The sequence below is a fragment of the Mucilaginibacter panaciglaebae genome (assembly GCF_039539265.1).
GTDB classification, from domain to species: domain Bacteria; phylum Bacteroidota; class Bacteroidia; order Sphingobacteriales; family Sphingobacteriaceae; genus Mucilaginibacter; species Mucilaginibacter panaciglaebae.
In genome coordinates this window covers 155,412-169,022 of record NZ_BAABCV010000001.1, presented here as the reverse complement: position 1 = coordinate 169,022, position 13,611 = coordinate 155,412, and the positions used below count along the sequence as shown (strand labels likewise).

The following is a 13,611-nucleotide window of genomic DNA, read 5'->3' as shown; positions in this document are numbered from 1 at the left end:
ACGCATCTAATTGATTCTATAAATTAAGCTTGCGGATTATGTTCGATATTCAAATGTACCTTAAGCCGTTGTAACGTTAATACAGATTGAAAAGGCAAGGGAAATTATTCAGTGATCTTTTCAAAACGTTCAGCACCTGCAATCAAACCTTCAATGCCAAGTTTATCTATGAATGTTGCATGATACCCGCCTGATCTTAACACGTGTTCTGCTGCAAATTCGATAGATATGCTAAAGTGTGGCGTGGTTTTATCTTTTTTACGGAATAGTATCCTGGCCAAACTTCTTAATCCCACAATTCTTTCAGAATAGGCAAAATGCTCATACAAACAATCTATCAAGAAACGGTGTAGCGTTTCGGCATCTTTTACCCAATATCCGCGGGTAGATATGCTATTGTTTTTTCGCGCATGGTAATATTTTTTTACCGCAAAATCTGCGAAGTCCGGCTTCTTAAATTCGTCTGTTGGGTAGTAGCGGCCACTTATTTTAAAAATCTGTTCATTGGGCGGCAAATACTCAATTAAATAAAGTAACAGCAATAACTCATTTATACCTTTATTTTGAAACTGGTATTGCAGCAAATGATGTACCTCAACCTCCGGAAAGTCTGCCAGCATGTTTTGTAACTGTGACTTATCAAGAAAAGGCGAATTATCGACAAAAAAGATTTTTGTAAAACCACAATCGCGCAAGCGCAGCAGCGTGAACTTAGTTTGCGCCAGTCTTTCCTCGTAAGTATAAAAGCTTGTTGACCGCGCAGGGCTTGTTATTGGTTTTATGGTTGATGAAACTATGGCTATCATTACCTGTTTAAATTATTTCCTTAACATTTTAGCATAGTAGTATTGCAAGATTTTAGACACCTTCCAGCCAAATAGCCCTGATATAAAATTGATAGCCCTGCCGCCCAGCACAGGTTTAAACTTATAAGCAGGGTAATGTTTTAGTTCTTTTTCTACTTGCTGGTACAACGCGGGCTGGTCTATATAAAATAATACAGCAAGTTGCATCAATTGCCGGTGTATCGCTCTTTGAGCATACTGATTATTTGTACGGCTCCGTAAATAGTCTCTTTTTAGTAAAACGGCTTTAAGGGCGCTTTTAAATAGCTTTTCTTTATTTTGCTTATAGGCCACTATTTTGTCGGGATCCTGGTACTTGCGGTAATAGCTAATTCCGGGGGTTTTTAATATACCCTTTGAGCCAAGTATTATACGGCAAAAATATTCGCCGTCATCATCTATCGTTAATTCCTCGTTCCAGGGGCCGGCTTTATCGATAATTTCTTTGGGAATGAGCCAGGCATGTATGGCAATCATCGATCCGTGTTCTCGATAGCCGCCTAACAGATCTGTTAAAAAATGAACCGGGTCATCGTCGTCATATAAAAAAGAATCTTCATAAGGCGACGGTATATTTGCAGGAGTTAGCGAATCACCATTAAAATGTATAGTACTGCAAACTGCGATTTTTCCTTCGTTTTTTTCCAGGACCGCAAGCTGCATAGCTATTTTATCGGGGCTAAGCCGATCATCGCTATCAAGGTATTGTATATAATTCCCGGTTGCCTGCGATAAACCTTTATTACGCGCACAGCCGGCCCCTTTATTTTGCTGACTGAAAACTTTCACTTTTTTTGATTCAAAACTTTTGGCAATTGTCAATGAATTATCGGTGGAACCATCATCTACTACAATAACTTCTATATTATGATAGCTTTGACTTAGTGCCGAAGTTATTGCTTCGGCAAGATACTTTTCCGAGTTGTAAGTGGGTATTATGACAGAAACTAAAGGCTGCGGCATGGAAGCACTTAAATGTTATGGTTAAATATGCTGACCCAGCGACTTTTAAGAGAAGCGGTAGCCGGAGGGGTATTATTAATAAGCCACGGTTGCTGCAAAACATCGATGTATTTATTATCATTCTGGTCCAATTCAATGATACGATCTATCAACGGGCTAAAATCAAGTTGTTTAAACTGGTGACGCATTTTTAATTCGCGTCCTATACTTTTAAGCTTGCGCCTGATACGATATTGTGGCGCTTTATGATAGGATGGAAGTATATCTTTAAAATTTGGCTGGCTTTTTTCCTGCAGCCAGTTTACAATGGCAGAATTATTGGTTTTGATATGATCGGCTGCGTTAATGAAGCTGTTTGTATTGAATATTTCGCCAATGTTTGGGTCGCCGCAATATATAGGTAAGCTGTTGGACTGCATAGCATCATATAGTTTTTCTGTTTGATAGCCGGGGTAAACGTAGTTTTCAAAAGCAATAGTGAACTTATAATTGCTCAGAAATTGCCTTTTTCGCTGCCATATGTCGCCGCTATACGCGTTATCAATATCCGGCATGTTATTCATAGATCTGCCGGGCGCATCTATTTTTTTGTATTTAGATAATTGCCTAAAAAACTCCTCACGATACGGTATACGCTGCGAGTATAAAAAATTGCAGAAATATTTTTTTTGTTTTAATATCTCATCTGCGTTCATACCAGCTGGTTTCACTAAAGTCTGCGGATCCAAACCATGCCATTGAATCCGTTTATACCGGGTGTTGTTAATAAGTTCTTCGCGTGGAATGCCGAAGGCCCATTCGCAGGCTTGCATATCGGGCTGTATATTTTCGCAATAATAGCCTATCCTTACGTAATTGCCCGGCGGGGGGGCATCATTACCATAGGGGCCAAACAGGATAAAATCCGGCTGGTCGCTTTCCTCAAAAATAAATTCATCTGTAAGTTCATTCAGGATGTCCCGCACTGCAACTTGTTTGTTTATGCCATTCTGGAATTTTATCCTGATAATTTTAGGCATGCTATTTTATGAAATTAAATGAGCCGGTTTTGTTGTATTCATCAAGCGTTTGATAATAGACAGCGTAAATTTTTTGCAGTTCCGCCTCATCCGGAAGCGTTACTTCAGGAGTTGGCCTCCGCTTGTTTTTTAGGCGATCCCAGGTCTTGCCTACCCAAACTTTGAGGCGCGAAAACCGGCTGATATCCGCATTGTCACCCGGATATTCATATTTAACCCTGCCAATAGTGCCTTCATATCTTAATAACGCCTCACTTGCGCCAGACGTTACATTGCCTGGTGTTGACACTGAAAGCGAATTATAGCCGGTATAGTAGGCAATTTTGGCTTTAAGGTAACTTACGCGTAAGGCATATTCCCAGTCCATCATTCTAAATTGGGTATCATATAACCCCAGATAGCTAACCGATGCTTTACGCAATAGCAGCGTAACATCACTAAATGTAAATGATCGTATTCTTCCGGCCAGCCAATCCTGGTAATTAGGCAGCCTGCCGGTAATACTTATCTGGGCTGGCTGTGTTAAATGGCTTTGTAAGTGATCTGAAATACACACATCAATTTGCGGGTTGTCCAGCATGAAATCTCTGCACTTGCGTATGCTCTCTATATGGTGTACATCGTCGTCAATAAGTTTTTTGATGATAGTACCTTTTGCCATCAGAATGGCTTTGTTCCAACCGTGTGCCTGGTTTTTATCGGGTTCTGAGATGTATTGCTGGATTTTTTGTTCTTCATATAGTTGTCGCAGATATTCTTTTGAGCCATCGGTGCTGTTGCCGTCAACCACAACTATTTCTTCATCGGCGGTAACCAGCGGAAGTAAATTACCAAGCAGAACCTTAAGAAAAGGTAGCCTGTTTTTGGTGGATATGATGTAAGATAAGGTAATACCCATTTATCCTCTGATAACTTTGGCGGGCACACCCGCTACTATTACATTAGCCGGAATATCTTTTGTAACCACCGCACCGGCACCGATAACGGCATTATCGCCAATTGTAATTCCGGGTAGTATGACGGCGTGGCTGCCTATCCATACGTTATTGCCTATAACAACCATTTTTTCTATTATAGTATGCCTGTAAAATTTTGCAGATGTATCATGTGTGACGCTGTTGATAGATACGTGTGATGCGATCAAACAATCATTCCCAATGCTTATTCCGCCGTGACCCCACATATGGACAAAGGCATTAATAGATACATTACTGCCTACAGAAATATACTCAGGGCCTTCAAGCCGTACAGGCAATTGGATGGACGTGCCGTTACCACAATGCTTCAGTGTTGCCTTAAGCTTTTTAACTTTAAAGGCATTTGCCTTTTTTTGCAGTTTTACAAACTGGTTTTTAATTTTCTTAGCAAGCCACGTAGCCAATGGTAAGTTTTATAAGGGCCGTGAATAAATGTATCTACTAATGCGGTTGCAAGCCATACAGGTGCACCTATTGTGCTGAGCTTTAAAAGCAGGCTTTGCGACCGGTAAGGATACGCTTTTAAATTGGCGCCGCCAAAATGCAGTATCAGCGGCGAGTATTGTGCCGGGTACCAGCTTCTGTGGTTAGGCGAGGGGTATTCAGGGTTGCGCATCAGCCGTTCTCCCGTTAAAACGTTAATAATACGCGGTCTTTGGTCCGTGTGCATGTCGGTCATCGTTCGTCCGTTATCAGCAATAGGCTGCTGGTTGTTCAGCATCATCGCTATGGACATCGGGCCTTCCTCGTTTATCCCTTTATTATTAATTCTATGAAAACCCAAACTATCATACTGCTGCCCTATTTCGCGGGCCTTTTGATAGATAGCCGTACTTATTGCCGATCTTTTAATGTAATACAGCCCTCCGTTATAGCGTATTAGTTTATCAAGGTTAAATTGTTCGTTTATGGTTTTGGCCTGTTTGGCACCGCACCAGTTTTCGGCAGGTACAATGTTGCCGGCCACGGTTACGTCCTGGCCTTTTGCTGCGTCAAAAATATCATTCAGGTGGCCAAAGCAAATACAGTCCGAATCAATAAACAACGTATGCTGAGTTTGTATGTATTCATCTACATGCAGTTTTATTTCTATACCCAGCGGTATATGTTCTGGTTTTACAGGGATGATAAAGATGTTATTTTTAAACCCGGCAGGAATAGCGAAATCGAGGTTGGAAACAACGAAAACCTTAATGTCATTGTGTATAACTACAGATTGTGCACAATTTAGCGCAAACCAGGCATACGTCAGTTTATTAGTGGCAAACGTGATGACAGAATAATCTTCAGAGAACTTACCTTGCATCGTATACTGACGGGCCGTCATTTAATGGCTTCAACATACAAGCTTTCAGGCTCGCGTACTAACTGATCTATCTGCAAAGCCGGATCATTAGATTGCATGTAACTCATTTTATGGGTGATGCTAAACCCTGCCTTAAGCAAACTGAGTTTAAGTGTTTCATAATCCCAGGCATATTTATGATCGCCACCTTGCCTGAAAACCTCATTCACCAGTTGCATTTTGGTTTCATAGGTTATTCCCATTAACTGGTCGGTCAGGTTGTCGTCTAACGGGCGTGTTTTTTTTAACGCATCCCAGCCGTTGGTACAGTAGCCACGCAGGTACTTTTCTGCGTCAGGCACCACAATACGCAGTATGCCCCCTTTTTGAAGGGAACGGTAGCAGCTTGTCAAAAAATAAGGCACTTCTGTAAAATAATCCAGGTGCTCAAAAAAATGCTCGGTATATAGGCCTTTGGCCGAGTTGTTGGCAAATGGCAGGTGCTTTTTGCAGTCAAAGGCGTAACTGACGTTTTCGTAGATACCAAAATCGATATTTACCCAACCGGTTGCTATGCCTGCACCACCGCAACCAATATTGCCGTAGATGTCTGTTTGATTGCTTAGCGCCTCTATAACATTGGCTTTGTTTCGTTTTACATTTAACTGATAGAGCCATTGCCCTATGGCCAGGTTGGTTTTCGGAATAGAAGGGAATGATTTATATAACCGGGTTTTCAAGCTCATAAACCAATGAGTAGTTTAAGTTTAAATAAAGCAGATTGTATTTTATATTTTAACCACGAATGATGTTGCCATTTGTAGCTGTAATAAAACCGCGGTAACTGCGTTAGGCGCTGCTGCTCTTTTTCTGCTGTGGTTTTTAACGATTCGCTGCCCAGATGTGTAACTTTTGACGAAGGTATCAGGCAGTTTTTAATATGATGCTTTTCTAATAAGTGACAATAATCGGCGTCGGCGTACCAAAAATTGAATCTTTCGTCCAACAAACCTATAGTATTAAAGATTTTTCTTTTAACAAAAAAACACCATCCCACAAAGGTGCCAAAATATCCCTCTGTAACTGGTCCGCTGGCATCAAAACCGGCACCCTTATGGAAATTTGGGCAAAAAGGTGTCGCACTAACTATATCCGGATCAGTCGCCATAGCTTTTAAAATTTCCGTTGCCCAGCCTTCATGAAATATCAGGTCGTTGTTGCATAAACATATATAAGGGTTGCTGGTATGTTTTATGCCGATATTAAGATATCTGTTAAAACCAAATTCTTCTGACGGATAAATGGTTGTCGTATTTGCAAACTGGTATGGCTGCAGTGCTTTGTTAGATTCGATCACGAGCACATTAAACTCAACTTCATCGGGGTTTTCTGATTCTAACAGGGTTTTAACCGTTTGTGTGGTTAACGCTTTTAAGTTATGATCTTTAGCATAGCTAAGTATAATGATATCGATCTTAGCGGGCACTATCAAGGATGTTTGGCTACGATAACAAACTGCGGATAGTTCATATCGCTTTGTGTATTCAGCAACAGAAAGTTCAGAATCTTATAATATTTAAAATTACTTGGATTGATACCCTCGGCGGCAATTACCTTATATCCGTTTTCTTCAAACATCCTTATCATACTTTTTTTGGTAAAAAAACGCAGGTGTGTCCTGTCCATTACGCCCGCGTTTTCATACTTGAAATCTTTATATCTAAGCAAGGACAGTATCACAGGATACCAGCGTATATTAGGTATAGATGCAATAATAACACCATTTAAATTCAACAGGTGTTTGCAGGCAAGCAATGCTTTGTCCGGGTCTTGCAAATGCTCTAAAACATCGTTAAAAAATATAGCGTCAAATTTTTTACCGGCCAGTTGAGGCAGGTTTGCGGTAAACAGATCATTGATAACAACATCAATATTTTTTGATGCTTCATCAGCCGATCCGGCATCCGGCTCAACGCCCCATACCTCGCAGCCAAAATTTTCTTTTAATAAAGCACCAAAACCTCCGGTTGCGCAGCCTACATCGAGGGCTATTTTTATAGCTGCAGGCACAAAAGGAATGATCTCCGTACGCCGGTGCAAATAATACATTTTGTCTTTATGGCTATACTGCTCTTTGTAATTCACTTTTTTTATTTGATAACAAAGTTGTAATCAATTTCTGTACGGCCGCGTACATGCAAAGGATATGGCAGTATATCACCAGGCATAGGTTTTTGTAAAACTTCAAAATGAAGCAGGCTAAAAAAGTCTTTAAGCAATAAGTTAGAATGTATATGCAATCCTATCCTGTATTTCCCTGGTAAATAGGGCAGGCAAAGCAGCGTGCCGCTTACGTCCAGTTTGGTTTTAACCGTACCTAATTCAAACAGCGCGTTGTTACGCAGATCAATAAAGCTTACCTTTTGGTCATATTCGTCATAGATCAATAAGGCTAACGATTGAAAATTATTGGGTCCGTTACATGTAATCTGTAATTTGAACGACAAATCTTCGCCCGTGGTAACCTCGCTGTTGTCTATCTCAAAAACATCCACCCGTACATTGGGGCTTAGCGCATAGTTTGTTATCCTTGAGTTACGTGTATCTTCGGCAACTATCGAGTATTTGGCGATAGTGTCATACGCGGTGCCGGTAAAAGCTATTTCGCCGTTATTTAATAGCAGGCCATTGTTGCATATACTTCGTACACTCTCCATGTTATGGCTCACAAATAAAACCGTTCTGCCCTCGCCCTTACTTACATCGCCCATTTTTCCCAGGCATTTTTTTTGAAACTCAGCATCGCCCACCGCCAGCACCTCATCCACTATCAAAATCTCTGACTCCAGATGCGCGGCTACTGCAAAGGCTAAACGTACATACATTCCTGACGAATATCGTTTTACCGGCGTATCAACATAACGTTCAACCCCCGCAAAATCCACTATTTCATCAAACTTTCGCTTAATCTCGGCTTTGCGCATACCCAATATTGCACCGTTCAGAAAAATGTTTTCCCTTCCGGTTAGCTCAGGATGAAAACCGGTGCCAACTTCGAGCAAACTGGCGATACGCCCGCGTACTTTAACCGAACCGGTAGTAGGAGCGGTTACCCGGCTTAAAATTTTTAATAAAGTACTTTTACCGGCCCCGTTACGGCCGATGATACCCACAGCATCACCCTGCTCAATTTCGAAATTGATATCTTTTAAACTCCAGACTATATCGCTTTGGCCGCTCGCGGTGCGGTCATTAAGTTCTCCAACTTTTAAAAAAGGATCTTCTTTGCCACGTAAGCGCGCCCAATATCGTTCCAGGTCACGAGAGATCGTACCCGTACCAAAATCGCCTATTTGGTAGGCTTTAGACAGATGTTCTACTTTGATTGAATTAATAATTGTGTTCTTTGATGGTTAAGGCTTCGCCCCGTCAGTCACAATTTTCATGTCACTAATTAAGGGTTAGATTTGTCAACAGCAAGGCGAATCTACTCATTTTCATCAGTATGTAAAAATGCAGATGACAGATGTGCTGCGTTTAAATTAAAGGCATTGAATGCTCATTATCAATACCGAATGCCATTAAAGAATAACAGGAACAAGAATAAGAAATAGCCGCTTAGATTAAATGCCCAATAGTTAATTCTTGCAATAAGCACCTTAAACAAAACGGCTTATATATGGGTTATAATGCTGTATAGAAATACAATGCAGAGATACTCAAAGCCAATATTCAGATTCTTCCGGACAGTTAAGGCCGGTTATCTCATAATCGTATTACTGCTTTTGGCGTTAATCGTCATCCGGCTGGCTTTACCCGGAATTGTTCGCAATTACGTCAATAAAAAGCTTAATGAATTACCAGGCTATACAGGGCATGTAGACGATATAGATATCAGCCTGTACAGAGGAGCTTATGTAATCAATGGTTTATTGCTGAAAAAGAAGACAGATCCTTCAAAGTATCCTTTCCTGGTCATTCGGCGTGCCGACCTCTCGGTGGAATGGCGGTCACTGTTTCATGGCCGCCTGGTAAGCGAAATTATCCTTGATCGCCCCGTAATACATATCCTGGCTACTGAAGAAATAAATAAAGAGCCCTCAAAAGATAGCTGGACGAAGACGGTAAAGGCATTGATGCCAATAACCATAAACAGACTGCAAGTAAACAACGGTAAGTTTACTTACCTGGATCTCAGCAAGCAGCCTGTAACAGATCTGCATATTGACCATATGCAATTAACCGCGTTGAATTTAGCCAATGTACAAAAGCAAGCTAAACGCTTGCCTTCGCATGTTTTGCTGACAGGAACGTCTATCGGTGGAGGGCATCTAAAAGCCGAAATGGATGTTAATGCACTGAAAAATATTCCGGATATGGCGATGGGTATGTCTTTGACTGGCACCAATTTACTGAGCTTAAATTCGTTTTTTGAAGGTAACGCAAAAATGGATGTCGAGCGGGGTCAGATAGATATCTTTAGTAAGTTTACGCTCATGGATGGCCAAATGGACGGTTATGTCAAGCCTTTTATTAAAGATTTAAAGGTATTGAATGTCAAAAAGGATATTAAAAAGAAGGGCGGCGTATTGCGTGTTATTAAAAAAGCGGTGGTAGGATTATTCGCTAAAGCGGTGACCAATCCCAAAACTAAAAAGATCGCCACCGTCATACCTATCCACGGCAATATTAAAGACCCCCAAACCAGTGGCTGGACTACCTTTGTAGGTGTTTTGAAAAACGCTTTTATTCGCGCCTTTCACGAAAGCCTCAGCAATGAATTGAATTTCAGGAAGTCGGAGAGCGCGGGTGGCACAAAGGAGTAATAATCCCGGCAGCAATAGCCAACCGGAAAATATCCTGATTAAATGCGAAGCCCGGTGAAGCCGTCGTAAGCAGATAAGGCCGGTATAGCAACATACCTGCACCCTCTGCATTGATATTACTGGTAATCAACACTGTTAAATTTTTGGTCTAACCAGGCAATATGATTGGTCAGGAATGTTTTTAGATACTGAACCTCGCCGGCGTATGATCCGTTAACCTGCAATTCCAGGTAAGATTGCCTTGTCAGGATATTCCATTTGGTGAAGTTTTTTACTTGTGATACGGCAAGTTTTTTTGCCAGCGGATCTATTGCGTTTGGCAATGCCAGGATGATGCTCCTCATCTCATTCCAGCGGCTTCTTATTCTTTGCCTGAAAGCTCTATCCTCCATTAATCGTTTTATCCAGGTTTTAGGATTAAAGGCCAGGTTTAACATCAGCCCGTTAACTTGTTCGCCCAGGCGATTATCATTGTCGGCAGCTTTGTCAAAATCCCATATCGGGCCGGTGTAGATGTGGTCGTCGTTGCGCTTTTTAAACAGGTAAGTGCTTCTGAATATATCCGGATTGCCAATTACTTCATTGACGATATAATAATCGACATAGGTGTTTACATCAAAATATTTGCGGTATCCGTTTGCGGGGTCGGCAAAATTATCTGCAAATAAGGCGTCTTCCAGTTTTTGGAAATGGTTTTTGATATAATCTTTTTGTTGTTGATTAATATCGCTGTCATCAGGATATTTAACAGCAAAAGGCATTTGTTTTGCAGTGTAAAAATTTACGGGCGATGTATTGGCAAATAAGTCCTCCTCGACCAAATAGCCTCCTGAAAGATCAGGAAGGGTTGTGGTGACGGGCGTTTGCTCTTCAATATCAATCAATCCTGTACCTTCTTTTACTTCTTGTGTGATCTGGTAATTGCCCCGGTATTCGCCGTTAAGATAAAGCTCTACATACCTGGATGCAGGAGTGTATGCGCGTCCAAAACTTCTGCTTAAATTAAAAGCCAGTTCGTTTCGCATCAGGCTTTTGTCGGCATAGTTGGCCAGCAATATCCAGCTTTTGCCCGCCGGCATTCCCAGGAGTGCTGCTTTTTTATCCAGCTTTAATTTGTAGGGCTTTTTAGGCATATCAGACCATGTTGAGTTACCGTGGCCTTTTACCTGGGTGGCGCCATTATATTCAATGTCTTTAAAGTTGCTAACTAATCTTACGGTCCCGGTAACGTAGTTGTTCTTACTGTTTATAGTTGCTCCACCATCTGTAGTCAGGTACAAAGTGGCTATGCCGTTGTCTGTCAGCTTTACTACATATGATCGTTTGCTTTTATCCTGCGCTATAACATCGTAAGTTAACGGCGTAGTAAAATCATTCGATGTTATATTACTTTCCTGCTCCGTGCCATTTACCGTCACCTTAGCGCCTTCAAAAGAAAACTGTGGTATCAATGATCTTACATCAGTACTTGCAAATACAGCTGCAAAAATGGTATCCTCCTTAATTTCGCAAATAATATCGTTCGTTAAAAATGGATTGTTAATGCTGGCTTTAAACGTAAATGATGTGAAAGCTTTAGCTGACGATAGTACCGGCGGTGGCGTTGCAGGTTTACTGCGATCTTTTTTGCAAGCCGTAAAACCGGCAAATACCGAAATGATTAAAGCCACTTTAGCATAGCTTGCAACCTGTCTGGACAAATTAACAATGAGCATGTTTCTATAATTGGTAATACAAGATAGGTAGTATTTGGATGTTTCTTAACAATAAAGTAACATTCGCTACCCAACAAGGTAAAGAATTTAGCGCCGTAAGTATGCTGTTTTAGATGTTTCACCTCAGCGGGTCAGTTAGTCAGTAAAAAATAGGTAAATAGCTTTTATTTAGACATTTAAGTGTGTTTATCTAAAGTGTTACTACTGTTTCAAAGTGTTTCACTCGTTTTTTGTAAGTAGCTTATAAACAGATTCTTAAAGCAAAAATGTGTTTCAAGTGTTTCAAGTGTTTCACTTTTTTTGTGAAACAGTGGATCAGCTTTATCGCGTGAAGCAATTGATCATGGTGAGCTCAAAAAAACTATATTTAGCCATGATTTTTACTGCTGTGGTCGCCTGGGTAATGCTGATCGTTTTTGTTGCTGCTATCTTTCGTTCGGCATTCGGTTTTGGTGAATCGCTGGTAGCTGTGCCGCTGCTTGCATTGCTTATGCCGTTGAATATAGCTGTGCCGCTATCGGTATTGGTTTCTGTTACGATCGCTGTTTTTGTAGTGGCGCAAGACCATCAAAAAATTCATTTCAAAAGCGCCGCTAACCTGGTTATTTATGCTTTGATCGGAATCCCTATAGGTCTGTGGTTACTAACTCACGCGGCCCAGCAACCTGTAAAGATATTGTTAGGATTGGTGATACTTGTATTTGCAGGTTACCTGCTGAGCGGAGCGCGACTTAAAGAGCTAAAAACCGATAGTAAATGGTGGCTTTTAGGCTGCGGTTTATTGTCAGGTATACTGGGCGGCGCATACGGATTAAATGGACCACCGTTGGTAATATATGGTGCTAAACGTCGTTGGTCTGCCCAGCATTTCCGTGCTACATTGCAGGCTTATTTCCTGGTAGCCAGCCTAACGGGTGTCATAGGTTACTGGATAAGCGGATTGTTAAATCAAACGCTTTTTAACTATTATCTATGGTCATTGCCGGCCGTGGTTCCGGCAGTGCTAATTGGCCGTAAGGCCAACACGATGATACAGGACGGCGATCGTTTTTTCAAATACAGTTATATTATACTGGCTGCATTAGGTATGCTGCTCATATTGAACGCTATAGGCTAAGCCACACGGTACATTTGACTGTCCACCGTTATAAAAAAAAGCGTATAACCATTGCTGGCCACACGCTTTTAATAAATGATCAACTTATATTTATTTCTGTTTTAGAGCCTGTTCTATGGCCCTTACAGCCAGGGGTTCCATTATTTTATAACCAGCAAGGGTAGGGTGTATGCCATCTTTCGCTAATTCTGGCGGTAATCCACGGTTGGCGTCAGCCATTGGCGTAAAGTAATCCAGGTAAACAATGTTATTTTTAGCTGCATAATCTTTCAACAGATCGTTCAAAGCTTTTACTTTTTCCTTCGGGTCGATTGATGGTCTCCACGGGAAGGCCGCAGCGGGCAATACCGATGATATCACCACTTTGATCTTGTTAGCGCGAGCCAACTCTGCCATTGACACAATATTACCAAATATATCTTCTAGTTTTTCCGGCCCGTTATTTTCGGCGATGTCATTGATGCCCGCTAAAATAACTACGGCAGCCGGTTTAAGATTGATCACATCTTCGCGGAATCTTACTAGCATCTGGCCGGTAGTTTGTCCGCTTATGCCGCGGTCGATATAGTTGTTGCTCTTGAAGAAAGTTGAATCATTATTGATCCAGAAATCAGTAATTGAGTCGCCCATATAAACGACACGTTTTTCGCCTTTGGCAGGTGCCGACAATATGCTATTAGCTTTTTCATAACGTCTGATGCCGGGCCAGTCTTTATTTTGTGCCATAGTGGACGCCGAAATCAGCATTAAGGCAGGTATAATTAGTTTAGTTTTCATGCAGGCAATTAAATAATTATTTTTAAGATATGCAAAGTATTGCAGGCCATCAATTTGGCGCATTTTGTAACCTTTTCGATGCATAAG

The 13,611-nt window shown here is 41.2% G+C and carries 13 protein-coding genes and 1 pseudogene; 2 read left to right on the top strand and 12 right to left on the bottom strand.

Annotated features, from left to right (window positions below):
* Positions 1–104: 104 nt before the first annotated feature.
* The 10 genes and pseudogenes from ABD772_RS00750 to ABD772_RS00705 form a co-directional block, all read right to left on the bottom strand.
* The gene (locus ABD772_RS00750; RefSeq protein ID WP_345100333.1) at positions 105–806 is read right to left on the bottom strand and encodes a hypothetical protein; all 702 of its coding nucleotides are present in this window, start codon (positions 804–806) and stop codon (positions 105–107) included.
* Between the two features lie 12 nt (positions 807–818).
* Positions 819–1,808, bottom strand: coding sequence for a glycosyltransferase family 2 protein (locus ABD772_RS00745; protein ID WP_345100331.1), 990 nt, complete (start codon positions 1,806–1,808; stop codon positions 819–821).
* 8 nt (positions 1,809–1,816) lie between these two features.
* Positions 1,817–2,827, bottom strand: a complete 1,011-nt coding sequence (locus tag ABD772_RS00740) for a glycosyltransferase family 10 domain-containing protein (RefSeq protein WP_345100329.1) — start codon at positions 2,825–2,827, stop codon at positions 1,817–1,819.
* Position 2,828: 1 nt separating this feature from the next.
* On the bottom strand, positions 2,829–3,725 hold the full coding sequence (locus tag ABD772_RS00735) for a glycosyltransferase (RefSeq protein WP_345100327.1): 897 nt from the start codon (positions 3,723–3,725) through the stop codon (positions 2,829–2,831).
* A 6-nt stretch (positions 3,726–3,731) separates the two neighbouring features.
* Positions 3,732–3,884, bottom strand: a pseudogene (locus ABD772_RS17535) (DapH/DapD/GlmU-related protein); the annotation flags it as partial.
* A 281-nt stretch (positions 3,885–4,165) separates the two neighbouring features.
* A complete protein-coding gene (locus ABD772_RS00725; protein WP_345100323.1) occupies positions 4,166–5,131 on the bottom strand; it encodes a hypothetical protein in 966 nt (321 codons plus the stop codon).
* On the bottom strand, positions 5,128–5,835 hold the full coding sequence (locus ABD772_RS00720) for a class I SAM-dependent methyltransferase (protein ID WP_345100321.1): 708 nt from the start codon (positions 5,833–5,835) through the stop codon (positions 5,128–5,130). Before ABD772_RS00720 ends, ABD772_RS00725 begins: the two co-directional genes overlap by 4 nt.
* A complete protein-coding gene (locus ABD772_RS00715; protein WP_345100319.1) occupies positions 5,832–6,575 on the bottom strand; it encodes a glycosyltransferase family 2 protein in 744 nt (247 codons plus the stop codon). The genes ABD772_RS00720 and ABD772_RS00715 overlap by 4 nt, the downstream gene beginning before the upstream one ends.
* A 2-nt stretch (positions 6,576–6,577) precedes the next feature.
* Complete coding sequence (locus ABD772_RS00710) at positions 6,578–7,234, bottom strand: class I SAM-dependent methyltransferase (protein ID WP_345100317.1); 657 nt, start codon at positions 7,232–7,234, stop codon at positions 6,578–6,580.
* Positions 7,235–7,239: 5 nt separating this feature from the next.
* Positions 7,240–8,262 carry an ABC transporter ATP-binding protein gene (locus ABD772_RS00705; RefSeq protein ID WP_425562798.1) on the bottom strand — a complete coding sequence of 341 codons (1,023 nt, stop codon included), beginning with the start codon at positions 8,260–8,262 and terminating at the stop codon, positions 7,240–7,242.
* Positions 8,263–8,796: 534 nt separating this feature from the next.
* Between ABD772_RS00705 and ABD772_RS00700 the strand changes: the two genes are divergently transcribed.
* Positions 8,797–9,915, top strand: coding sequence for a DUF748 domain-containing protein (locus tag ABD772_RS00700; RefSeq protein ID WP_345100315.1), 1,119 nt, complete (start codon positions 8,797–8,799; stop codon positions 9,913–9,915).
* A 116-nt stretch (positions 9,916–10,031) separates the two neighbouring features.
* Here the strand turns inward: ABD772_RS00700 and ABD772_RS00695 are convergent, their stop codons facing one another.
* Positions 10,032–11,630, bottom strand: coding sequence for a CotH kinase family protein (locus ABD772_RS00695; protein ID WP_345100313.1), 1,599 nt, complete (start codon positions 11,628–11,630; stop codon positions 10,032–10,034).
* A gap of 310 nt (positions 11,631–11,940) precedes the next feature.
* Here ABD772_RS00695 and ABD772_RS00690 point away from each other — a divergent pair, with 310 nt between their 5' ends.
* Complete coding sequence (locus ABD772_RS00690) at positions 11,941–12,747, top strand: sulfite exporter TauE/SafE family protein (RefSeq protein ID WP_345100311.1); 807 nt, start codon at positions 11,941–11,943, stop codon at positions 12,745–12,747.
* Positions 12,748–12,837: 90 nt separating this feature from the next.
* Here the strand turns inward: ABD772_RS00690 and ABD772_RS00685 are convergent, their stop codons facing one another.
* On the bottom strand, positions 12,838–13,524 hold the full coding sequence (locus ABD772_RS00685) for an SGNH/GDSL hydrolase family protein (protein ID WP_345100309.1): 687 nt from the start codon (positions 13,522–13,524) through the stop codon (positions 12,838–12,840).
* Positions 13,525–13,611: the final 87 nt, after the last annotated feature.

Excerpts from the sequence above, each read along its gene's own strand:
- ABD772_RS00725 (WP_345100323.1), bottom strand. The coding sequence starts at position 5,131 with ATGACGGCCCGTCAGTATACGATGCAAGGTAAGTTCTCTGAAGATTAT.
- ABD772_RS00740 (WP_345100329.1), bottom strand. The coding sequence starts at position 2,827 with ATGCCTAAAATTATCAGGATAAAATTCCAGAATGGCATAAACAAACAA.
- ABD772_RS00720 (WP_345100321.1), bottom strand. The coding sequence starts at position 5,835 with ATGAGCTTGAAAACCCGGTTATATAAATCATTCCCTTCTATTCCGAAA.
- ABD772_RS00750 (WP_345100333.1), bottom strand. The coding sequence starts at position 806 with ATGATAGCCATAGTTTCATCAACCATAAAACCAATAACAAGCCCTGCG.
- ABD772_RS00735 (WP_345100327.1), bottom strand. The coding sequence starts at position 3,725 with ATGGGTATTACCTTATCTTACATCATATCCACCAAAAACAGGCTACCT.
- ABD772_RS00700 (WP_345100315.1), top strand. The coding sequence starts at position 8,797 with ATGCAGAGATACTCAAAGCCAATATTCAGATTCTTCCGGACAGTTAAG.
- ABD772_RS00745 (WP_345100331.1), bottom strand. The coding sequence starts at position 1,808 with ATGCCGCAGCCTTTAGTTTCTGTCATAATACCCACTTACAACTCGGAA.
- ABD772_RS00695 (WP_345100313.1), bottom strand. The coding sequence starts at position 11,630 with ATGCTCATTGTTAATTTGTCCAGACAGGTTGCAAGCTATGCTAAAGTG.
- ABD772_RS00685 (WP_345100309.1), bottom strand. The coding sequence starts at position 13,524 with ATGAAAACTAAACTAATTATACCTGCCTTAATGCTGATTTCGGCGTCC.